This window comes from Merdimonas faecis (assembly GCF_001754075.1).
Lineage (GTDB): Bacteria > Bacillota > Clostridia > Lachnospirales > Lachnospiraceae > Merdimonas > Merdimonas faecis.
In genome coordinates, this window is record NZ_MIEH01000018.1 from 312,940 (window position 1) to 335,005 (window position 22,066).

General features: G+C 46.4%; 25 protein-coding genes. 3 read left to right on the plus strand and 22 right to left on the minus strand.

The features are described from left to right. Positions 1-5: 5 nt before the first annotated feature. The 8 genes from BKD12_RS10265 to BKD12_RS10300 all read right to left on the minus strand — a co-directional run bounded on the left by BKD12_RS10265 (position 6) and on the right by BKD12_RS10300 (position 6,334). Positions 6-224, minus strand: coding sequence for a DUF896 domain-containing protein (locus tag BKD12_RS10265; RefSeq protein ID WP_070089222.1), 219 nt, complete (start codon positions 222-224; stop codon positions 6-8). A 79-nt stretch (positions 225-303) separates the two neighbouring features. Then, complete coding sequence (locus tag BKD12_RS10270) at positions 304-693, minus strand: hypothetical protein (protein WP_070089223.1); 390 nt, start codon at positions 691-693, stop codon at positions 304-306. A gap of 47 nt (positions 694-740) precedes the next feature. Beyond that, complete coding sequence (locus BKD12_RS10275) at positions 741-1,562, minus strand: pyridoxamine kinase (protein ID WP_070089224.1); 822 nt, start codon at positions 1,560-1,562, stop codon at positions 741-743. Between the two features lies 1 nt (position 1,563). After that, positions 1,564-3,234 (minus strand): putative polysaccharide biosynthesis protein, encoded by a 1,671-nt coding sequence (locus BKD12_RS10280; RefSeq protein ID WP_070089225.1) that lies wholly within the window; start codon positions 3,232-3,234, stop codon positions 1,564-1,566. A gap of 55 nt (positions 3,235-3,289) precedes the next feature. Beyond that, positions 3,290-3,784 (minus strand): rRNA maturation RNase YbeY, encoded by a 495-nt coding sequence (ybeY, locus tag BKD12_RS10285; protein ID WP_070089226.1) that lies wholly within the window; start codon positions 3,782-3,784, stop codon positions 3,290-3,292. Then, on the minus strand, positions 3,781-4,773 hold the full coding sequence (locus BKD12_RS10290) for a PhoH family protein (protein WP_070089227.1): 993 nt from the start codon (positions 4,771-4,773) through the stop codon (positions 3,781-3,783). Before BKD12_RS10290 ends, ybeY begins: the two co-directional genes overlap by 4 nt. 3 nt (positions 4,774-4,776) lie before the next feature. After that, positions 4,777-6,039, minus strand: a complete 1,263-nt coding sequence (locus BKD12_RS10295; protein ID WP_070089228.1) for a sporulation protein YqfD — start codon at positions 6,037-6,039, stop codon at positions 4,777-4,779. Positions 6,040-6,055: 16 nt separating this feature from the next. After that, the gene (locus BKD12_RS10300; RefSeq protein WP_070089229.1) at positions 6,056-6,334 is read right to left on the minus strand and encodes a YabP/YqfC family sporulation protein; all 279 of its coding nucleotides are present in this window, start codon (positions 6,332-6,334) and stop codon (positions 6,056-6,058) included. A gap of 222 nt (positions 6,335-6,556) precedes the next feature. Here BKD12_RS10300 and BKD12_RS10305 point away from each other — a divergent pair, with 222 nt between their 5' ends. Both BKD12_RS10305 and BKD12_RS10310 read left to right on the plus strand, forming a co-directional pair. Beyond that, positions 6,557-7,978 (plus strand): MBOAT family O-acyltransferase, encoded by a 1,422-nt coding sequence (locus BKD12_RS10305; RefSeq protein WP_070089230.1) that lies wholly within the window; start codon positions 6,557-6,559, stop codon positions 7,976-7,978. Positions 7,979-7,993: 15 nt separating this feature from the next. Then, the gene (locus tag BKD12_RS10310) at positions 7,994-9,325 is read left to right on the plus strand and encodes a DHHW family protein (RefSeq protein WP_070089231.1); all 1,332 of its coding nucleotides are present in this window, start codon (positions 7,994-7,996) and stop codon (positions 9,323-9,325) included. 42 nt (positions 9,326-9,367) lie between these two features. Here BKD12_RS10310 and BKD12_RS10315 read toward each other — a convergent pair whose 3' ends face one another. From BKD12_RS10315 to BKD12_RS16960, 10 genes are all read right to left on the minus strand, one after another. After that, on the minus strand, positions 9,368-9,901 hold the full coding sequence (locus BKD12_RS10315) for a hypothetical protein (RefSeq protein WP_070089232.1): 534 nt from the start codon (positions 9,899-9,901) through the stop codon (positions 9,368-9,370). Beyond that, on the minus strand, positions 9,892-10,569 hold the full coding sequence (locus BKD12_RS10320; RefSeq protein WP_070089233.1) for a J domain-containing protein: 678 nt from the start codon (positions 10,567-10,569) through the stop codon (positions 9,892-9,894). Before BKD12_RS10320 ends, BKD12_RS10315 begins: the two co-directional genes overlap by 10 nt. A 12-nt stretch (positions 10,570-10,581) precedes the next feature. Further along, positions 10,582-11,415 (minus strand): DUF5685 family protein, encoded by an 834-nt coding sequence (locus BKD12_RS10325; protein WP_070089234.1) that lies wholly within the window; start codon positions 11,413-11,415, stop codon positions 10,582-10,584. 29 nt (positions 11,416-11,444) lie between these two features. After that, complete coding sequence (locus tag BKD12_RS10330) at positions 11,445-12,458, minus strand: aldo/keto reductase (RefSeq protein ID WP_070089235.1); 1,014 nt, start codon at positions 12,456-12,458, stop codon at positions 11,445-11,447. 42 nt (positions 12,459-12,500) lie between these two features. After that, positions 12,501-14,570 carry a HelD family protein gene (locus BKD12_RS10335; protein WP_070089236.1) on the minus strand — a complete coding sequence of 690 codons (2,070 nt, stop codon included), beginning with the start codon at positions 14,568-14,570 and terminating at the stop codon, positions 12,501-12,503. A gap of 81 nt (positions 14,571-14,651) precedes the next feature. Then, positions 14,652-16,076: a hypothetical protein gene (locus BKD12_RS10340; RefSeq protein WP_070089237.1), complete on the minus strand. Its 1,425-nt coding sequence runs from the start codon at positions 16,074-16,076 to the stop codon at positions 14,652-14,654. Positions 16,077-16,078: 2 nt separating this feature from the next. Next, a complete protein-coding gene (locus tag BKD12_RS10345) occupies positions 16,079-16,468 on the minus strand; it encodes a GntR family transcriptional regulator (protein WP_070089238.1) in 390 nt (129 codons plus the stop codon). A 122-nt stretch (positions 16,469-16,590) separates the two neighbouring features. Beyond that, a complete protein-coding gene (locus BKD12_RS10350; protein WP_070089239.1) occupies positions 16,591-16,968 on the minus strand; it encodes a DUF5655 domain-containing protein in 378 nt (125 codons plus the stop codon). Between the two features lie 137 nt (positions 16,969-17,105). Continuing rightward, complete coding sequence (locus tag BKD12_RS10355; RefSeq protein ID WP_070089240.1) at positions 17,106-17,522, minus strand: RNHCP domain-containing protein; 417 nt, start codon at positions 17,520-17,522, stop codon at positions 17,106-17,108. Between the two features lie 44 nt (positions 17,523-17,566). Next, on the minus strand, positions 17,567-17,932 hold the full coding sequence (locus BKD12_RS16960; RefSeq protein WP_070089241.1) for an RNHCP domain-containing protein: 366 nt from the start codon (positions 17,930-17,932) through the stop codon (positions 17,567-17,569). A gap of 551 nt (positions 17,933-18,483) precedes the next feature. Between BKD12_RS16960 and BKD12_RS10365 the strand changes: the two genes are divergently transcribed. Further along, positions 18,484-18,900: an FKBP-type peptidyl-prolyl cis-trans isomerase gene (locus BKD12_RS10365; protein WP_242872761.1), complete on the plus strand. Its 417-nt coding sequence runs from the start codon at positions 18,484-18,486 to the stop codon at positions 18,898-18,900. A 2-nt stretch (positions 18,901-18,902) separates the two neighbouring features. On the opposite strand, the gene BKD12_RS10370 is transcribed toward BKD12_RS10365, so the two are convergent. Genes BKD12_RS10370 through BKD12_RS10385 form a run of 4 tightly spaced genes read right to left on the minus strand, consistent with a single transcriptional unit; the run spans position 18,903 to position 22,054 of the window. After that, on the minus strand, positions 18,903-19,943 hold the full coding sequence (locus BKD12_RS10370; RefSeq protein WP_070089242.1) for an alcohol dehydrogenase: 1,041 nt from the start codon (positions 19,941-19,943) through the stop codon (positions 18,903-18,905). A gap of 21 nt (positions 19,944-19,964) precedes the next feature. Then, a complete protein-coding gene (locus tag BKD12_RS10375) occupies positions 19,965-20,927 on the minus strand; it encodes a coiled-coil domain-containing protein (protein ID WP_070089243.1) in 963 nt (320 codons plus the stop codon). A 26-nt stretch (positions 20,928-20,953) separates the two neighbouring features. Then, positions 20,954-21,475, minus strand: coding sequence for a hypothetical protein (locus tag BKD12_RS10380; protein WP_070089244.1), 522 nt, complete (start codon positions 21,473-21,475; stop codon positions 20,954-20,956). A gap of 54 nt (positions 21,476-21,529) precedes the next feature. Next, entirely contained in the window at positions 21,530-22,054 is a 525-nt protein-coding gene (locus tag BKD12_RS10385) for a flavodoxin domain-containing protein (protein WP_070089245.1), read from the minus strand. Positions 22,055-22,066 lie beyond the last annotated feature (12 nt).

Sequence of the window (22,066 nt, forward strand, 5' to 3'; positions counted from 1 at the left end):
TTTTCTTATCCTTTCTTGTTTCCGAATTTCTCACCCAGGTCCGTAATGCTTCCATCCATTTCCTGGATAGAGATCTGGTTAAGCTGACTGCGGAGATTCCGCTTAAAAGCATCAATATATTCTCTCCTGAGAAGCTGCTGTTCCTTCCGCTCTTTAGCTGTCAGTCCTTCTGCTTTTGATTTATGATATAATTCATTGATTCTTGCAATCTTCTGTTCATCCATTATTTCATCCTCATTTCTGCAGTTTTTACCGCTTTTCCTATCTTACACGATTCACGGGAAGAAGTCTACTTTTTCCTGGTCAGCTGGAATAATTTTCCAGAAATCCATAAAGCGCTTCCGTGCTTTCGATATATTTTCCGTTACGGATCTCTTCTCTTAAGAGGGCCGGCAGTTCATCATAGGGAATGTCAGTGTATTCAAAGGGAGTTTCTTTATCGCTTAAGTAAACCACAACATATCCGTTTACCTCCATCAGGTAGTAAGCATCCTCTTTAAGAGCTTCCCCCTCTGCAGCCACTGCTTCATCAGGCGTTTCAGCTGCAGAAGCCTTTTCTTCCTCTCTGGTTTCTTCCTTTTCGAGAGCAGCCCGTTCCCTTGCCTTATAATATGTCAGCTGGTAAGCGCCGGTCAGCACCAGCATCAGAATGATAGCTGCCGCAAAAAAACCAATACCATACTTATTCTTCATACAGATTACCTCTTTTTTAGTACAGTATTGGCCGGAAACAGCCCGGATTATACGAGCTTTCTCAATGTTTTTTCAATCAGCAGTCCTTCCCGTTCCGGATAAGTGTATTTTTCACTTTCACGGATGCAGGCACAGACAAAAGCATGGGATGCCTGAACACTTTCCAGCAGTGTATGTCCTGTCAGCAGCTTGGACAGAAACATTCCGTCAAAAGCATCTCCTGTTCCGTGATATTCTCCCAGCATCTCTCCGTTTCCAAGATATAAGAAAGCCTGGTCTTCATACAGAACGATTCCCTTCTGGCAGTCGTCCTTTGGCACGCTGGTAATCACAATGTCTTTTGCACCGTATGCCTGGAGCTCACGGCAGAGTGCCAGCACATTCCTGTGATCGCCTGTGATCTGAAAGGGTCTTCCGGTCAGGAGAAAACATTCCGTTAGATTTGGCAGAATAATATCAGCAAATGGCAAAAGCTTACGCAGAGCAAGACCGTAGGAGTCGTCAAAATTCCGATAGTAGGAGCCGTGATCCCCCATGATCGGATCCATAATGACCCTTGTGCCGGGAAACTGTTCTACGAAGTAAATGACAGCGTCTATAATATCCGGATGTCCCAGATATCCGATAAAGATAGCGTCGAATTCTACGTGCTGGCTTTTGAAATGATCGGCACACTGCCGGATATAGGATCCGGGAATCTTAAGCGTAGCCGGAAGCCCGTAACCTCCTGTATGGGTAGATAGCAGCATAGTCGGAATCGGACAGGCTTCAATACCCATGATACTTAAGATAGGCATCATATTAGTAAGAGCAGCTTTCCCCACGCCGCAAAGGTCGTGGAGAAGCGCAATTTTTTTAATGGGTTTCATATTATCTGTATTCTCCTCTGATCAGATGTAATTTCCGGCAAAGAGTTACCAGGGTAGCGCCTTTTGGCATATCCAGAAGCTCCTCTTCTGAAACGCCGCCAAACAGAACCAGTGCAGCTCCATAAACGACGATTGCCACAAGGATTGCAATAACAGTGGCTACATATTCGCCAACGAAAAGTTCAATTAAAAGATGTACGACCAAAGCGGCAATTCCCATGACCGCAGATGCGGCGGCAGGGATTACAAAGGTCTGCCTTTGCTCCTGCACATAGCTGATTCTCTCCCGCAGCGCATGGGCGTTCAGGATACAGAGTGCTCCGGCGAACACGATCTTACTTAAAACGACGGCATAGATATTCCATTCAAACACGACCATCATCAAAAGCAGGGATACGACATGAATCACAAGTGCGATAGCAGAATTTTTCACCGGTGTGATCATGTCATCTAACCCCTGCAGCACGGAAGTCGTCACCGTGGACAGACAGAAAAAGACCACGGAGATTGCGCCAAGCTGCAACATTCTGGCGGCAACATCATTATCCTGGGTAAAAAACAAAAGATCCAGGATCGGCTTTGCCAGAACCAGAAATCCCATAGCGCAGGGAATAGCGATGCACATATTGAAACGGATCACAGATGTGATCTTATGATGGATCTGTTTGCGGCTTCCTGTCTGTACTGTGGCAACCAGGCTTGGGATCAGGGATGACCCCAGAGCTGTAGCCACGGAAAGCGGCACGTTGATCATGGTGGTGTACTGCCCGCCAAGGATACCAAGAAGGCTTGCGTATTCGGTTTTTCCATAGCCCTGGGCGGCCATGATATTGTTGAACAGAGCGTTGTCTACAAAATCGCTGATATTAGACACGGTTGCACTTAAGATGACCGGGGCAATCGTTACAAATAATACCCGGTACATCAGCTGGTAACTTTCACGCTTCCGGCTGCGGTCCCGGCGCATTTTCCGCTTAAAGACTTTCAGATATGCAGAGGCAAGCAGGGCAATGAACAAAAGGGCAAAAAATGCTCCTGCAATGGTACCCACCGTTCCGCCGGCCGCGGCATATGCCGGGCCAAAAGAATCATTGCCTCTGGTTTCAGCCAGGCCCTTTCCAACCTGAAGCAGGATATAAGCGCCCGCGATAGATGCCACCGCATTGACGATCTGTTCCAGAATCTGTGAAACTGCCGTAGGAACCATGGAACCATTTCCCTGGAAAAATCCCCGCAGCACGCCAAGAAGCGCCACTACCAGAATACAGGGAGCCAGGATCCTCAAGGCGTACACACTCATATCCATAGACATAATGGTCGAGGCAATGAACTCGGCGCCAAAGAAAATGAGCAGAGCCACAAAGCCTCCTGACAACAACGCAAAAGTAAAAGCACCTTTCAGTACCTTGTAAGCATTTTTATACTGCCCCACAGCGACCCGTGCGGATACCAGTTTGGAAACCGCCAAAGGCAGACTGTAGGACGTCAGGGTCAGCGCCACCGTATAGATAGAAAACGCCACATTATAGTATCCCATCCCCTCGTCTCCTACTATATTCATCAGCGGGATACGGTAAACAGCGCCGATGATCTTAGTAATGACCCCGGCGATGGCAAGGATGGATCCCTGTATCATGAAATTATTCTCTTTTCGTTTCTGCTTTCCAGCCATATATTACTCCAACTATCTGTTTTCTCTCGTAAAAGGTTGCATACTTATCTGATTCTTATCTCAAAATGTTCAAAGCTTCCATGATCCTTCTCTGCTGCTCTTCCATGACAGAACGCTCAGAAGGTTCCATATGGTCATATCCTGTTAAGTGTAGCACAGAATGGACAATTAAAAAAGCATATTCTCTTAAAACGGAATGTCCGTAGGCTTCGGCCTGAGAGAGTACCTTCTCTTTTGAGATTACGATATCGCCCAGGGACAACTCACCTGTTTCCGGATCGAAGCAATCTTCCCGCTCTTCCAGACCATCAAAATTTCCCGGGACCGCAAAATCGATCATCGGGAAAGAAAGTACATCTGTAGGCCGGTCCACGTCACGAAATTCCAGATTCATCCGATGGATCTCCTCGTTGGTAGTCAAAAGAAGACTAACTTCGGCCTCATAGGGACAGCCCAGTATATCCAGTGCGGTCTCTACAGCCACACGCCCGGTTTTTTCACAATCGAGAGGCAGTGTTACCGCACCCTCCTCTTCAAAATACAGGGTCATGAGCGCCTCCTTTTCTCACGCTGTCTTTTATGACCGCGGTTTTCATATTCTTCATATGCCTTCACAATTTTTTGCACCAGCGGATGACGGACCACGTCCTTGCTGGTCAGATTACAGATGCTGATATCATCAATATTCTTTACTACGGAAACTGCTACATCCAGTCCGGAAACCTGCCCGGAAGGGAGGTCTTTCTGGGTGGCATCTCCGGTAACCACCACTTTGGAGCCGAATCCGATCCTGGTCAGGAACATTTTCATCTGAGCCGGTGTAGTATTCTGTGCTTCGTCCAGGATAATAAATGCATTGTCCAGTGTACGCCCGCGCATATAGGCAAGGGGCGCTACTTCTATCAGGCCTTTTTCTGAGTTTTTCAGGAAACTTTCCGCTCCCATGATCTGATAAAGAGCGTCATAGAGAGGCCTCAGGTATGGGTCGATCTTGCTCTGCAGATCGCCGGGAAGAAAGCCCAGTTTTTCTCCAGCCTCAATTGCCGGGCGGGTCAGGATGATCCGCCCCACTTCATTATTTTTAAAAGCGGTAATCGCCATGGCCATGGCAAGATAGGTTTTGCCGGTGCCGGCAGGGCCAAGGCCGAAGACGATCATCTGTCTGCGGATTGCGTCCACATATTTTTTCTGGTTGATTGTTTTTGGTTTGATCGGCTTCCCCTGCAGCGTATGACAGATGATATCCTTATCAATTTCCAGAACACTGCCCTCGCTGTCCTCCATGGTCAGGGCAATGGTATAGTCAACATTCTGTTCCTGAATGGTATTTCCCCGCCGGGACAGTTCCACCAGCTGAGTCAATACCTTTTTTGCTTTTTCTACAAGTGCGGCCTCTCCCATGATCTTCACATGTTCTCCTCTGGCGATTAAAGTGACATGAAAGGTACGCTCAATCTTTTTTGCATAAGCGTCAAACTGTCCGAACACATTGCGCTCATGTTCAGCCGGTATTTCAATTACTGATTCCATTAATCCCATGTATCATTCTCCTGCTTCATTTTCTTCTTCCGCCGTCTGCACCTCCAAAAGCTGTGAAGGCCTGGATACGCCGATCGGCGTCAGGATTAGAAGTCTGCCATCCGCGACAGCGGTCTCAGACTCTGTGTATATTTTAACATCATTCTCAATAATTTCTACCCCTTTTTTCTCCAAATCCTCTTTATACCGTTCAAACCGGGTGCTTAAAACCTGCCGTATCCGTTCTGTGGCATATTTTTCCCGCGACGCGTGATAGGGGGATGCTGTCCTGGATCCATAGGATACTTTCCATGGGAAATGCATATTTCCAAACAGTTCTTTTTCGTATCCTTCCATGGTCCAGTAGTCGTAGCTATTGCGGATAGATCCGAAAGTAAGGCGCCATGGTCCGACCTGCAGGAAGACTTCTCTCTTTTTGACCAGATCATAGTCCTTCTTTATATAGAAGAGATCCATTTCATCCTGATAGGAAGTTGAGACCTCTGCCAGGATCTGTGCGTCTGCCTGGTGATATTGATATCCGGTGACCTCCTGCTGATCATTTCTGACCGGAACCTGGCCGGAAACCAAAAGATCTCCTTTTTTTACTTCGGATCCTTCCTGCACCAGGACAACTCCCTCCCGTGGCGTGATGGCCCGGATCGTACCATCCATGTCCGCAACCAGATCTGTGGGTGCCGGAGTATTTTCCGACGCCTCATTTTTATCTTTATCATCATCTAAAAGTCTGTCATCGTTTTCTTTCAGGCGGATTTTAAGCCTGGTGCCGTCTACAGAGGCGGAAACCCACACGATATCGTGATATGCTTCCCGGATATCCGCGGCTATCCCGGCACAATCAACGTCCGAACCGGCCATCCCGGCATGTACGTCCTTTGTCAGCAGGAATTTCAGCAGCGTATCATCCGTATAAGACTGATTTCCGGAAAACTCGATACTCCAGATGTGTCTGGACATTAAAAAGATCAGGAGGACAAAAAGGAGACTCCCGGCAAAAAACAGCCGTCTTTTTCTGTATTTGAATAATAAAAAAGGAAGACCGGAGCGTTTTACAATGACGACTTTGGTTCCTGTCTTCCTGATGATCGGCTTTAATTTGCGGAATCCACTGATGGTGATACACATTTCATAACCGCCCGGCACCGGTTTCAGATCCCATAGCCGGATCTTTTTGTGACTGCATCCATTTAAGAAGCGTTCTGCAAAATAACCGGACACATGAATCTTAAGATATCCTTTCCCATATTGAACCAGTTTTCTGAGCACTGCTTTCTCCCCCCTTTTATTGCTGGTATTCGACCGTCCGGATGTATCCTGACACCTTCATTTCATCCTCTGTATAATACTCCACCTGAAGGGAACGGCCGCCGATCAGGATCAGTCCGACTTTTGTCCGGACTTTGACACAGGAGTCCGTATACTCTGCGATTCCCCGGTAATTTTCCAGACGAAGTTCTGTCTGACCCGTTACCGTAAGGATCGGCATCCCCAGTGCTACGTCCTTGGGGACTTCAGACCATTCGGCAATTTTGTTTCCAAGAGAATTTTTTTCTTTTTTCATAAAGCGCCATTTCCGGAAATTTATACTAATTTATGAATAAATGAATGGAAATTATGCATGTCTGAGGAAATTTGGTCAAAGCAATCTTTACAAATTTTTACAATATCTTTAAGAATTCATATTTTTCTTGTGTTTCTAAATTAATAACATTATACTGATAATGTCGGGGACTGTAGGATTACGTCTGAAATCAGTCCCTGCAGTCTGGAGAGGGGAAAAGTTATGGTTTTTTCAAGTCTGATATTTTTATTTGTTTTTTTAGTTTCCAATCTTATCATTTATCTGCTGATTGATAAGAAATATAAAAATAAAGTTCTTCTTATTTTTTCTCTGATATTTTATGCCTGGGGCGGGCCGAAATACCTGATCCTGCTGGTAGGAGAAACATTTGCGAGCTGGTTCTTTGCTCTGAAGATCCAGCATTCCAAAAATAAACGCAGCCGGAAACTATATATGCTGGGAGAATGTATTGTTCTTCTGGGATTACTTGGATATTTCAAATATGCAGTCTTTTTCATGGAAAATTTCCAGGCTTTATTTGGAGTCCCGGATGTGATTCCTAATATTGTTCTGCCGATTGGAATTTCTTTTTATACGTTTCAGCTGCTTTCCTATGTTGTGGACGTATATCGGCGGGAAATCCATGCGCAGCCGGTATTCTGGAAGCTGCTTCTGTATTCCAGCTTGTTCCACCAGTGTATCGCCGGCCCTATTGTCCGCTATGAAACGGTTGCAGATGAAATAGATAACCGAACCGTTAATCAGACAGATATTTACATGGGAGTCCGCAGGTTCTGTATCGGACTTGCAAAAAAATCAATTCTTGCCAATTCCTGTGCAGAGATTGCAGATTCTCTGATCCTGCCGGGAAGCGATGCCCTTGCGTCTCAGTCTACACTTGGTCTGTGGCTTGGGATGTTTGCATATATGCTTCAGATATATCTGGACTTTTCAGCTTATTCCGATATGGCGATCGGCATGGGGCGCATGGTAGGATTCCATTATCTGGAAAACTTTAATTATCCTTATATTGCGAAATCTGTACAGGATTTCTGGCGCAGATGGCATATTTCTCTTAGTACTTTCTTCAGAGATTATGTTTATATTCCTTTAGGCGGAAGCCGCTGCTCTAAGGAAAAGATTATCCGGAACATGGCAGTGGTATGGTTTTTGACCGGTATGTGGCACGGAGCCAGTTGGAATTATATTTTCTGGGGAATCTATTATCTGATCTTTCTGCTATTGGAGCGCTTTGTAATCGGAGATAAGATTCCCGGACCTTTGAAACATGTCTATACCTTGCTGGTAGTTTTCTTTGGATGGGTTATTTTCAAATTTGAGAGTCTGGGAGAACTGGGACATGTATTGATTGGACTGTTTGGAATCGGGACCTCCGGCTTTACCGGAATGGATGTAGGAACCATGTTTTTGAGCAATATTTTTCTATTGCTCTTTGCGTCGGTTGCCTGCACTCCGCTTGGCAAGACAATCCGCCAAATTTTGATCCGCTATGGAACCCGCAACCCCGTTTCCTTCATGGTATTCAACATCACGGAGATGATCGTACCGCCGATTCTCCTGATTTTATCTGTCCTGGCACTGATCGGAAACAGCTATAATCCGTTCTTGTATTTTCAGTTTTAAGAGGTGTTTGATCAAATGAAAAGTCAGAAAGTTACAAAAAAGCAAAAAAGACTGATTTATATGTTCCGGGCCATCAGCGTGCGCATCTTTGCTGCTGTTATGGTGATCGGCGGATTTCTGGGACTGTTGTTCTTTGTACGGCCAGATACCTCAGAGGTTGAAAAACGTACTTTGACAGAATTTCCAAAGCCGACTCTTTCTTCGCTGTGGAATGGAGAATTTTTCTCCGACCTTTCTCTGTGGTATTCTGATACTTATCCGATGAGGGATCAGCTGATCGCCGCAGACCAGAAGGTGGAAAGTGTTTATGGAATTAAGACTTCAACGATGATGGTAGGCAATCAGAAGCAGAGCGATGACATTCCGGATGCGGATGCAAAGAAAGCCGACAGTAAAGACGCCAAGGAAGTGGAGGAAATATCCGCTCCGGACAGCCGGGCGATGGAGTCCGAAATCCAGAATCAGATCCAGGACAGTCTCTATGTGAAAGACGGAGCCGCATATACCATCTACTACTATAATCAGAATGCGGCAGATATCTATACGAGCGCGCTTTCCAAGGCAGCAAAAGAATTAGAAGGCGAAACCGACGTGTATTCCATCCTGGTTCCTAATAATTCCGGAGCCATGCTGACAGAGCAGGAACTGGAGGATCTGGGCGGTGCAGATCAGAAGCAGGCTATCGACTATTACTACAGTTTATCTGATGGCTGCAAGACTATTGATACGATCGACACGCTGCGGGAGCATAATGATGAATACCTGTATTTTCGGAGTGATCACCACTGGACGCAGCTGGCGGCATATTATGTATATGAAAATTTCTGCAAAGAAAAAGGGCTTGAGCCTAATAAACTTTCAGATTTCGAAAAAATGACCTTCTCTCCGTTCCTTGGAACTTTTTACCAGAAGCTGCAGAATGCGGATATGGCTGCAAATCCTGATTCTGTAGATGCATACATACCGATGGCTACCAATGATATGACTTATACAGATACGGATGGTTCCCAGGTAGACTGGCATGTGATCGAGGATGTGAGCACCTGGAATGAAAATTCCGGCTACTCCTGCTTCATCGGCGGGGATAAACCGCTGGCGGTTATAGAAAATCCCGACCTGGATGATGGATCATCCTGTGTAGTTGTCAAAGAATCTTATGGAAACTGTTTCGTGCCCTTCCTGGTAGACCACTATCAGACCGTGTATGTCATTGACTTCCGTTATACTCAGAATAATGTCATGGATTTTGTAAAGGAACACAAGGTGCAGGATCTTATAATCATGAATAACATTTCTATCATCGCAAGTGAAGATGTGGCGACAACAATAGCGGGACTCCTGGAATAGGAGCCCCGCTTTATTTTTAATGCTTCAGGCGATTTACTTTATTTAATTCAGGAAACGCCCTCTCATCCTGCTCCAGATATGACCCTGGAAATACTCATAAGCTTTGTCATAGATGATAAGTCCGATCTGACCGGCCAGAACCGCGCCAATAAGGAATGGCAAAGATAATTGTCTGGAAAACAAAAGCTCCTGAAATCCGAACAGCACCGGCAGATAGATCACATTGAAGATCACGTATTTCAAAATCCAGAACAGGCTTCTTTTCTGGTATTTTTCAGAAAGGCATCCCATCCGTTCCCAGATTCCTTCGATAGCCAGGATATAAAATCCCATAGCCGCATAGGAAGCTACATAAAATTTATTAGGCACGATCAGGAATCCCAGGATGACGGATGCAAGATAGAAGGCCGCCCCCATTCGGAAGTTTGTTTCCCGGATCATGATCCCTACAAAATAAGAGGCTGCGGCCAGCAAAAACAGCGTATTGCTTTCAATAATTCCTCCCAGCATCATAAAGATAACTGTGAGAGCAAGTAAAAGGCCGCCAAAAGCCAGTATTTTTGCCTTTACATGCATGAACAAAGATCTCCTCCCATACATTCGCACAAGGTGTCTGCACACCACAGGTCACAGCAGAAATTTCCGGTACCGCAGGTTGGGCTGCCAGTGCCGTATCCTCCGCCATATGGATTGTTCTGGTATCTTCTGCTGTTCCAGCTGAGCTGGTTTAAAAGCTGGCAGTAACGCTGATTGTTCGGCTCCATGTTCACTGCCTGAGCCGCATGGTCGCGGGCAACGATATTATTGCCAAGTCCTGCGTTTGCAGCGCCGCTTAGGTAATACCACTCTGCCGTTCGGTTTGGCATCCGGTTCAGAAGATTGATGGCTTCCTGGAACCGGCGGTTATTGATGTAATTATAGACTGCCTGCATTTCCACATTCTGAGAGCCGCCGTAGTTCTGGCTTCCGCCCCAGGATCCGGAAGACTGACGTCCGCCATAGCCGCCCTGACTGCCGGAAGAGCCATAGCCATACTGATATCCTCCGCCGTTCTGGCGTTCCTTCATAATAGTATCATAGGCCTCCTGAATTTCTTTAAACTTCTCTTCTGCCAGATCCGCCAGAGGGTTATTGGCATTGGCATCGGGATGGTATTTTCTGGAAAGCTCCCGGTAAGCTTTTTTTATCTCGTCATCCGACGCATTGGGCGATACCCCTAACACATCATATGGATTACTGCTCATGTTGATTCATCCTCACTTTTCTTTTTCTTTTCGTTCTTTTTCGATTTTGCGGAATCTGTTCCAGACACCATCATATAATATATTTCGTAAAATGTCTATATCCAGAATACAGGGAAGTTTCTCAAACTGTGCACTGCACTCGGCAATCATCATGCAGAGCATGTCCCGGCACCGCTCGTGATAATCCGGTTCCTCAGAGATAGTGCGCAGAGGATTATAGTTTCCTTCTTTCAGATCCTTCTCCAGATCGTCGTAAGCATCCATGATATAGATAAATTTCCCAAGAAAGAATCCAAGCGTCCGCAGCGTCTCTTCCCACTGATCCTTTTTCCAGACCATCAGCTCCGCCATGAGCCGTCCGAAACAGCCGGCAGGCTGGTCGATCCCCATGATCCCGTCCTGTTCACACCTTGCCAGTGCTTTTAGTTCTTTTTGAATGGCATGGCTCTGCCGGGGATATTTTTTGACTGCCTTTTTTACCCGCCGCCTGAGAGCGCAGGTTCCCAGGAATCCGCCTATCTTTTTTTCATCGACCCAGTCGTCCCGGAGATGGTAATAGGCCAGGATCAGATTCATATCTGCTCCGTACCCGGTAAATACGCTCCGCAGGATCTCCTGCTTTTTTACCGGATGTACTTTACAGCGCACTTTCTCGCTTCTAACCTCGGTCTCGTACAGTGAAGTAAGAAGCAGGACTGCAAAGGTCATGTCATAGGTCAGTGTCATCTGTCCCAGATGGCCGTAGCGTTCCCGAAGCTCCCGGCAAAGGCCGCAGTAAAAGGATTTATACCGCCGGAAATCCTTGACTTTCAGTTCCGGCTCTAATATCGTCACATATCCAAACATGAGTTTCCCCGTTCTTTACATAAAGAGATTTATAAAAAGGTCTTGTAGTCTTCGTAGTTTTTCTTTAAAAGCTCCGGTGTATCCAGTCCGTAAGGGCATTTGCTCTTACAATGTCCGCAGTTCAGACAGCCTTCGATCTTCTTCATCTTTTCCTGCCACTCCTCTGACAACCATCCTTCCTGCGGGGCACGGCGGAGCATCAGGCTCATACGTGCACAGTTGTTGATCTCGATGCCGGCCGGACATGGCATACAATAGCCGCAGCCACGGCAGAAATCTCCGGAAAGCTCTTTCCGGTCTTTCTCAATTTCCTTTTGCAGCGCTTCCGTCAGTGCGGGCGGACAGGCCTGATAGGACAGGAATTCATCCAGCTCGGACTCTCTTTGTACGCCCCAGATCGGCACCACATGATCAAACTGCGGCTGATCCATAAACGCATAGGCACAGGCGGAATTGTGGATCAATCCTCCGGCCAGAGCTTTCATGGCAATGAAGCCCATATCTGCCTTCCGGCACATTTCTACGATCTCCAGATCCGCTTCAGAAGAAAGATAGGAGAACGGGAACTGCATCGTTTCATAAAGGCCGGATTCGATGGCTTCTTTTGCCACAGCGATCCGGTGGTTCGTGATGCCGATATGCCGGATCTTTCCTTCCTTTTTTGCCTCCTCGGCTGCCTCGTAAAGCCCGGATCCATCTCCTGGCTTCGGACAGAAGGCCGGATTGTGGAATTGGTAAATATCAATATAATCTGTTTTCAACATTCTAAGACTTTCTTCCAGGTCCTTTTTCAGATCTTCTCCGGTCTGTGCCGCTGTTTTGGTACTGATGATCAGTTTTTCGCGGATATAGGAAAACGCCGCTCCCAGCTTTTCTTCACTGTCAGAATAAGCCCTTGCCGTGTCAAAATAGTTGATGCCCTGATAGAATGCCTTCTGCAGCAGATAGACGGCATCTTTTTTACTGATCCTCTGGATCGGGAGTGCACCAAAACTGTTCTTGCTGACTTCAATCCCTGTTTTTCCTAAAATGACTTTCTGCATAGTAATCTCTCCTTTTTCTATTTCGTTCTGTATATTTTAAATCTATCTGTCTCTCTTCTCCGGTTCCAGGCGATACATGTAAAGCTCATGCAGAGCCCGCGTCGCACAGATATATCTGGCCTGGGGAAGCAGTGGATTGCCATTTTCTTCATATACGGTAAATACCTGGTCGAACTCCAGCCCCTTGGCGAGATAAAAGGTGGTAACGGTCAGTCCCGGATGGAAGCTCGTACTGTCCCGGTCGATATAAGAAACGGAAACGCTCCGGTTTTTCAGAAGCATATAGATATCATGTGCCTCGTCTTCTGTCATGGCCAGCACTGCGGCAGTCTCATATCCGTCCTCCTTCTGAAGTCTTAACTCTTTTACAACCTGATCCAGAAGATCATCGACAGAAGAAAAAGCAGACTCTGCCACTTCTTTTCCGTGGCGCGCTAAAAACTGCTCCGGCGCCCCGGCGGCTGTCTGAAGTTCCGCTGCATACCGGCTGATCTCCAGGGTGTTCCTGTAACTTTTATTCAGGTAGATCTTGCGTACCTTTTTCCCGAAAATCCTCGGAAGAAACTGCATGACATCCTGCGACGCATGATCCATGGTCTGAAAGCGGTCTCCCAGAATGGTCATGCTGCAGGAAAACAGTTCAGCCAGGATCAGGTACTGCATGTAGGAATAGTCCTGCATCTCGTCAATTATCAGATGCTTGGTCCTCTTATGAGCGCCCTTCCCCAGAAGACGGTACTTTAAATACAGCATGGGAGCCGCATCCTCATACTCGATGAGCCGTCTTTCATAGGGGACATCGGGAAGTGCAGGATATCCGGCAAACTCCATCAGCCAGTTATAGATCTGATAGATGTCAGTCGTCACGTAAAGGGAGGCAAATTTCTGACAGACCACTTCCGCTTCTTCTTCGGAAAGCTCCCTTCCACGCAGGGTTTCATACTCGTCGGTCACATATTCCCTGACGGCATCCATTCTTGCCAGCAGGGGAATATTCTGAAATTTAAAATAGAACAGCTGGATCAGTTCACTTTCCGTCTTCTTGAGACCCTTGTATTCGATATCCCGGAAATTTAAAAGGCTGTCCTCCAGGATTGCTAAGAATCCCTCGATCTGTCCGGCCATTTCCTCGGACTGCTTTTGCTGGTACCGCTCCTCTCTTTCCTTGTCAGGGAACTTCATCATACGTTCCAGCTGATGATACCGGTCCTCACAGTCAGGCGCCGTGTCTTTTAATTCACGGTAGGTGAAAAGATCAAAGCTCATCTCCTGCACAGGCTCTTCCCCAAGCTCCGGAAGGATATGGGAAATGTAGTCTGCAAACACGCTGTTTGGAGACAGGATCAGAACATCGGAAGACGTAAGGTTCTCCCTGTCGTGGTACAAAAGATAGGCGATCCTGTGCAGAGCAACAGAGGTTTTTCCGCTTCCGGCCACTCCCTGGATCGCCAGGATCTTATCCCGGGTATTGCGTATGATCGCATTCTGCTCCTTCTGGATGGTCCGGACGATGTTCTTAAGCTTTACATCCCCATTGGTCCCCAGTTCTTCTTTCAGGATTTCGTCGTCGATCTTGGTGTCGCTTTCAAAGGCATAGATCAGCCGGCCGTTCCGGATCTTATACTGCCATTTAGAGGTGATCTCTCCTTCCATCACACCGGCAGGCGCCTGATAGGATGCAGGCCCCTTGTCGTAGTCGTAAAACAGCTCGCTGACAGGCGCGCGCCAGTCATAGACCAAAGGTGTCATGCCTGCCCGTTCGGCAAAGTTGGCAATTCCGATATAGAAGGTTTCCGGATCCTCCTCGCCCTCATAGCAGAAATCCACCCGGCCAAAGAACGGGGACTTTTGCATCTTTCGGATCCTTCTTCTTAACAGGATCAGCTCCTGGTTGGCGTTGACCTGGCCAAGCAGAGCCTGCTGGTTGTCGTAGTTTTCGTAGCCATACTGGTCCATCTCTGTATAATTTTCCCAGTAGTAATCGTGCATCCGTTCAATATCCTTCTGCCCTTCCACCAGAGAAGCCTCGATGGTTTCCAGCTTCTTATTCAATTTTTCCGTGATTTCCCGTAAAAAGTCCGTGACTTGTGTATTTCTTTCCATGCTGTCCATGCGGTCAAATTCTCCCTACGTTATCTGAGATAAATATCAGAATTTCAATAAATTATATTTTATCACAGATCCGGGCTCTTGTCAGGACTCATTTTCTAATTCCTGGTACCAGGATTCTACCGTTTTTCCTTCCGGACAACTGGCAAAAACAGTCATATCCTTTAATTCTATTTTTAGAATATCTGTGTAGTCGCCTGTTAAAAACATCATACATTTTCCGGTTTCTTTTCCGCGGAAATGTCCGATCTGGTAGTCCTTGCCGCTTCCGCCGTTAGTCCGGGTAAATTTGTCGTCCGGCATCTTATCTGTCAGCGTTACAGATAAGATATCGTCGCGGGTAAATTCACATCCATATCCGGCGGCTTCAAAGGAATAGACGCCGTCTTCCCTGGTAAATACAACTTGGGCATTTTCAAAGCCTGACACAAGGCTTACAGTCCAAAGAATGATCGCCGCCGTCAGTGCACAAAGAGCGCCGACAAACACTTTTACTCCTGTATGTGCGAAATTAAAAGAAAAATTTATGCTATTAAAGCGGTCCTGGACCAAGATATGCGGGTCATTTGGATTGGAATACCAGCCGTTTTTCCAATACTCGTCATCATCAATGAAGAGAGGTGACGGATCCGCGGCCAGAACCTCCCGCCGTTTTTTGACTGAACGTCCCAGAGGCAGTAGAAAGAATACTGCGGCAGAAATGATCAGCACAAAATAAACGGCATAGTTCATTCCCGGCATAGAGGGGCCGTGTCTGAAATAACAGACCGCCAGATAAAGGAACGAAATGACGTTCAGCCAGGACGCAGACAGAAGGCTCACGCTCCAGGAGTGCTTTGTCAGGCGGTTTGCAGCCAGATTAATTTCCGTCTGGTCACTGTAAACCTTATTCGGATGCCGAAGGATCCCTACATGGAGAATCAGAAACAAAACTGAGATTCCAAGACTGGAGGCATACATGATCCAGAAAGGAAACGCTTCTTCTGAAGTCACGGCGTGTTCTGTATCTGCCAGACGAAGGAGATATGCACCCCCGCAGGCAAGAATCAGAGCAGGAAGATGCCATTGCCAGCGAAGAGCCAGCTTATCGGACGCGGCGGAAACAACGGTGTCGATCCGGACAATCTTTTTGCTTTTCTCATGAAGCCACCCGTTTTCCATTTTCAGCCGGTACATCTTTCGGTGTGGCGCAAGGATCAGATAATAGTCTCCGGCAATATACAGGAGCAGCCAGACAGACCAGACAATAATGAATACTGTAAAGTCATACAGGCAGAGCAGACTTATCAGCAGACTTACAACCAGGTTGATCCATTGAAAAAGCTTCCAGGTCTTTTTTGCCTTCTGGCAGATTCCTTGTACATCAGGACGGGAAAGGCATGTCCACGGGATATGGACTCCATGAACCATTCCTTCTTTGTATTCTCCTGATTTCCCGTAAGAATACCAGCAAAGAAGCACGATCAGAAGATCCGTGCCTAAAAATATAAAGAACAAAACCCAATCCATGTTTACCCCTCACTTTCCACTGGCTGCATACGTCCGAACATCTGCTCGCAGATATTTAGGAATTCATCCTTTTTCATTCCCTTCAGACAGGCTTCTGCTGACAGAAGCTCCAGCTCAGATTCCAGTTTTTCTCGATACCGCTGTTCAGTCTGTTGTACCGGAAGGATCCTGGCACCTTTTCTTCTGTCAATCTCGATGAATCCTTCAGCTTTTAGAATCTGATAGGTTTTATTGACTGTCATGGAATTGATCCCTGCGTCTGCGGCCATCTGCCTGACAGAAGGAAGTGTTTCGCCAACACATAGCTCTCCTTTTCCGATACCAGTGACAATCTGGTTGCGAAGCTGTACATAGATTGGAATGTCGCTGCTCGTATCCAGAGAAATGATCATAAAACCGCCTCCCTTAGCATAAAAAAGTATTATCTGTATTATGTATTATAATACAGATAATACTTTTTGACAATTTAAATTTTGGTATATAGACATTGACAACAATAATGCCCGTGTCAGTTTTATTTCTGTGCAGAGAATTCTGCGGCCCTATGAATCCACCCCATCAATTCATCGTCGATCTCTTCTGGCTCTGATATCAGAATATGGTGAGTCCACCGGTTCGGGTATGGCTCGGTAGCCACATCAATCCTGGGAGAATCAATACGTGTCTGTGTACCGATGGTCACTACGATATATACGTCAGGGCGATCCTTTGCCTTTCGTACTTTTGCAAAGGAAACGCAGGCAAAGAGATGGCGGTTATAAAAAGAAATCTGAGTCTTCTGTACCTTAATGGTTACGTCCGGTATCTCATTCAGAATACGTGCCTCCAGCATTTCGTAAAGAGGCAGTGCATCCGGCTGGCTGTCAAAAAATCGTAACGATGCTTCATTCATAAAAGAATCCCTCCCTGGATTTTCTATAAAATAAATTTCTCTACTGCAAGTATAATATATATCCTTCATCTACTGCAATGTTCTGACAGCCATTATTTTACATCTTCGGATGCAGCCCCTTCTCTATCTTTTAAATATTAGATCCGGCCTTCCATGGAACTTGTCATTGCCCGGATGTCTTCCGGTGAGATCATATGACTTCCAAAGGGGCGCATGGCAAGAGCCATGAGCTTCATCGGATTATCGTCGGCAGCAATGCGGTTTGATACGATCTTTCCGCAGGAACGGCATCTGTGGATGATTGCCCATTCGCCGTTTTTCCGTACCCAGACGCCGATGGGCTCCATCCGCCCGCGGCAGTCCGAACTGCGGTCACCTGGCTCATTATCCAGATGGATACTGTGCAGGCAGTTGGGACAATGGTTCCTGTGGCGGCTCCCCGCCCCTGCTGATACGACCGGCCATCCACAGATCTTACAGGTAAATGAATCTGTACAGGGATGGGTACGGAAATACTTTTTATCATATTTTCGTTTTTTCTTTTCTCGGTTCAATTTTATTTCCTCCTTTTTTCTTCATCTATCTATGAAGCTTTGATTTATTTAGGCAGCTCACCGCTGCCGCCCATGATCCTGGTTAGTTCCTCCAGCCTCTCCACGGGAAACGGAGGGGATGACAGGGGCTTTGAGGCAATGGACAGTACCTTGATCCGGCTGTCTTTTTCTGTCATCTCTACGGATGTCATCTCTCCGCACAGTCTGCACCGCTGGATGATCTCAAAGCTTTCGTCTCCTTTTACCCATATGCCTACAGGCTCCAGCATCCCTCCGCATACTTCACCTTCTGCGTCGGTTTCATGGATCCCTGAAAGGCAGCCTGGACAATGATCCGGGATTTCAGACGATATTTCGGACAGCAGATAGCCGCAGACTGGGCATTTGTATATTTGATTCTTTTCTTTCATGATCTTTCTCCTCCAAAATGTTCTTTTTCTAAATTTCACGTATTGAAAGAACAAAAAAGGACAACCCATTACTTCTGAGTTGTCCGCATACCTTTTTACCTTTAAAATCCGCTTTGACTGTTTTCCTTGTATGATTTTAGGCGTACCAAAAAGAAACCCGAAAGAAACCCGCCCATATTCAGAAGCCAGCCTGATGATCCTATCCGCAAACAGGTACAACAAAAAAACCCATCGTAACAGTTTAAGATGAGAAAAAATCATTGTCCTTTTTTGTTAGCGAATAGCCGACATCAAGCCACCTCCCTTGCTTATACTTTCCTCATGGTAGCATAAAATATATCGTATTGCAAGTTGCCTTTGAAAAAACACAATTTCATCATATTTTTCCAGTAGAATAGAAGCGATATTTTGATGGAAATGAGGAATAAAATCGATGAAAAAAGAAAATCGAAAATTAGCCCAGGAACGAAGGGCGAAAGAACGGCGTACAAAAGGAACGGCGGAGGAAACTGAAAAAAGCGCTTCTGATCGGAATCCCGATTTTGGCTGTTGTGATCCTTGCGGCTGTAATTATTTTTTCTGCCATGTCTTCTTCCGGCGACAGCGAATCATCGGAGGATCAGGCAACGGAAGACACGTCGTCAAACGACACAGGAGACACCACAGACACCGGCGCCTCCTACTCTACCGACACAGCTTTGACGGTAGAGGACGGAGACACAGTAAATATTGACTACGTCGGAACAGTAGACGGCGAAGAATTCAGCGGTGGAAATACCAATGGAGCCGGCACGGATCTGGTGATCGGATCAGGATCTTATATCGATGATTTTGAAGATCAGCTGATCGGCGCGCATCCTGGCAACACCCTGGAGGTTACCGTTACCTTCCCGGAAGATTACGGAGTTGAAGAGCTAAATGGCAAAGAAGCCGTATTCACGGTTACCGTTAATGGTATCTATGAATAATCTTAAGGTTTTATAGCATATTTGATAACATGATCTTTTTTCTGTTCAAACACATCATATGCTTCCAGGATCTGATCCAGCCTGCAGCGGTGAGTGATGAGAAATTCTGCATCCAGCTTTCCACAGGCGGTCAGATCCATCATTTCCTGACAAAAGCTTCCATCCACGCCGCCTGTCTTAAAGATCAGGTTCTTTCCATACATATCCGGCAGTGGAAGGATCTGAGGCTCTTCGTACATAGCCACGATGACGACAATGGCGCCGGGCCTTGCAATCTGCCAGGCCATTTCAAAGGTAGTATCACCACCAGCCACCTCGAATACAGTATCAGCTCCACGTCCTTCTGTCAGCTCACGGATTTCTTCCTCTATCTTATCCTTGCCAGGAACCAGCGTCAGGTCTGCAAGCCCCTTTTCTTTTGCCAGTCTAAGCCTGTATTCATCCGTGTCGATGGCAATGATTCTGGTCGGAGTATAGAGACGCGCACACAGCATGGTGCAAAGTCCTGTCGGGCCGGCGCCGATTACGGCCACTGTGTCGGCAGGATTCAGTTCTCCGATCTTTGCCGCCCAGTATCCGGTTGAAAGGATGTCTCCATGAAACAATGCCTGTTCATCTGTCACATGATCCGGGATAATGGTAAGTCCGTTGTCTGCGAAGGGAATCCGTACATATTCTGCCTGGCCTCCGTCGATCCGACATCCGAGAGCCCAGCCTCCGTTTTTATCAGTACAGTTATTGACAGAGCCTCTCTTGCAGAAAAAACATTCTCCGCAGAAGGTCTCTACATTTACGGATACACGGTCACCGGGCTTTACCTTCTTTACAGCATTTCCCGTCTCGATCACCTTTCCTACAAATTCATGGCCCAGGATCGTTCCCGGAACTGCTTTTGGGACCGCTCCGTGTTTGATATGGATATCACTGGAACAGATCGTGGTCAATGTGACCTCCAAAATGACATCCCGCTCATCCAGGATTACTGGCCTTGGGCGCTCCTCAATTCCGATTTTCCCATTTCCCTGATATACAACTGCTTTCATCTTTGTTCCCTTCTTCCTGCCCTATTTTTCTAAACGCTCTTCTGCATAATTGATAACAACTTGTTCCCGTTCCCTCTGCAAAGACTCACTTTCCTGACAGAGCTCAGTCTGCATCCGTCTCAGACGGTCCAGGATGTCCTGGATTTGTTTCTTTGTGTGCAAAGTTTTATTTTGAGATTCTGCAATTTTATTATAGACCATCCAGTCAGTAAACAAGCTATCGAAAAAATAGTCCGCAAAATGAAGGAATTCTCCGATCTCTGCCTGTATATTCCCCGAAATTTTATCCGTTACGTCGGCAAGCTCTGTCCGGAAGCTGCGAAGAGAATTCTGAAGCGTGGTGGCCTGTTCCTGTACCTGGTCCAGATGATCGTATTTTACCACATCACTGATAATCCCTCCGCCCAGCATGTCAATAGTTCCCCAGCTTTTGGCTCCCTCCAGATGCTCCAGGATCTCTTCTGTGGCCTGAAGTGCCTGCTCTCCTGCCGTGAGTGCTTCTTCGATTTCCTGATTCTGACTTTTCAGAAAGGAGAGACGTTTTTCCATCCGCATGAGCTGTTCTGCCTCTGGCGCACCGGAATTTTTGACTTGCTCTGTCCTGCTTTTCAGCAGAGACTGATACCGCTCTTCACATTCTGGCAGTCCCTCAATTTCCCGCAGACACGCGGCAATGTCTTCATCGACAGCCCAAAGCTCACTTCTGGCTGTTTCATACTTGACTCTGGCAGCATAGGCTTCCGCCTCTTCCTTTGACAGCTTTTCTTCCATTTGTCCGGATGCTCTGTAAAAGAAAGCTGACAGACTTCCGCGGTTCAGCCGGTCTACATCCTTTTGCTCTTTTACCATCAGTTTTTCAAGCTTTGCAGTCCGTTCTTTTAACTCCGCCTGTTGAATCTGCAGGTCAGAAAGCTTTGCTTTTGTTCTTTTCTTTTCCAGGATCTCCTGCTGGAGACGCTGGAGATCTTCACTGTAATACCTCATAGTACCTCCCGTTGCCACATCTTCACCTAAAAGTATCTTTCCTTAAACTCTTCGTAACGCTCCTGCCTTAATTCATCAGCCTTTTGCTGTGCAGCCCTGTTTGCAAAAAACATGGGAATACTTGAAACAGCCAGGATCAAAACACCTCCTACAAACATGAAAATGAGCCATCGGACGCCCGCCCTTAATGTCGGTTTTAACATCTGGCTATTGATTTCATTGATGTTCAATACCTGTGCATATCTCTTTTTACCGCAGCAGGGGCAGTAAAATTTTTTGGCAAAATACCGATACTGAGGACGATTGATAAATGCGCCGTTCTTGAACTGTGTTTTTGACGTACTTACTGATTTTGACATATGTGATTCCGTGAACTGCGCAGCGTTTACATCGTAAAGAGTCCCGCATTTTTCACATTTCACATGCCCGATAAAATCCGCATATACGATGAGCTCTTTGCTGTGCCGGAAAAACTGGATTCCACAGAAAATGACCCAGCCTAGCAACAGCGCAGACATGATAAGAAGAATGATAAATCTTGCATCCATCTAAAACTTACTCCTTATGTATAATCCATATATAATGTATTATAGTCCCTAAATCTACCGGATCGCTTCTATAATTTGATCCAGCGAATGATAATCAACAAAGTCCACTTTAGAATTAAAGGTTTCTATCATAGCCCGGTCCTCTGCCGTCTTTTTTTCCTCCGGGAGATTCTTGACCTTGTGATATAACAGTGTCATCATGGTCCGATGTTTAAAACTTAGCTTTTCGTAATCAATGCCGCCTCGTAGATGAAAAATCTGTGCATTGCTCAAAAGCGTTTCAGGCACCTGCGTCTTCAGAGAATTCCGGATATTATTTATATTTTTCTGGTCATTCACATCAGCCAGGCCTACCGTGACAAGAATGAGCTTCATATCTTCTGGCAGCAGCTTTGCAATATGCCTGAATCCTTTTAGGCCTCCCGCATATAGACCGCCGAAGTATACAAGAAGCCTGCAATCTGTCAGATCGTTTGCTGCTTCATAACTCAGAGAAGGAATCCCTGTCATCTCGGAAAATCTTTGTGCATAGCGCTTCGTCGTTCCATATTGACTGCCATATATGATCAGACGTTCCATTCAAGTTCTCCT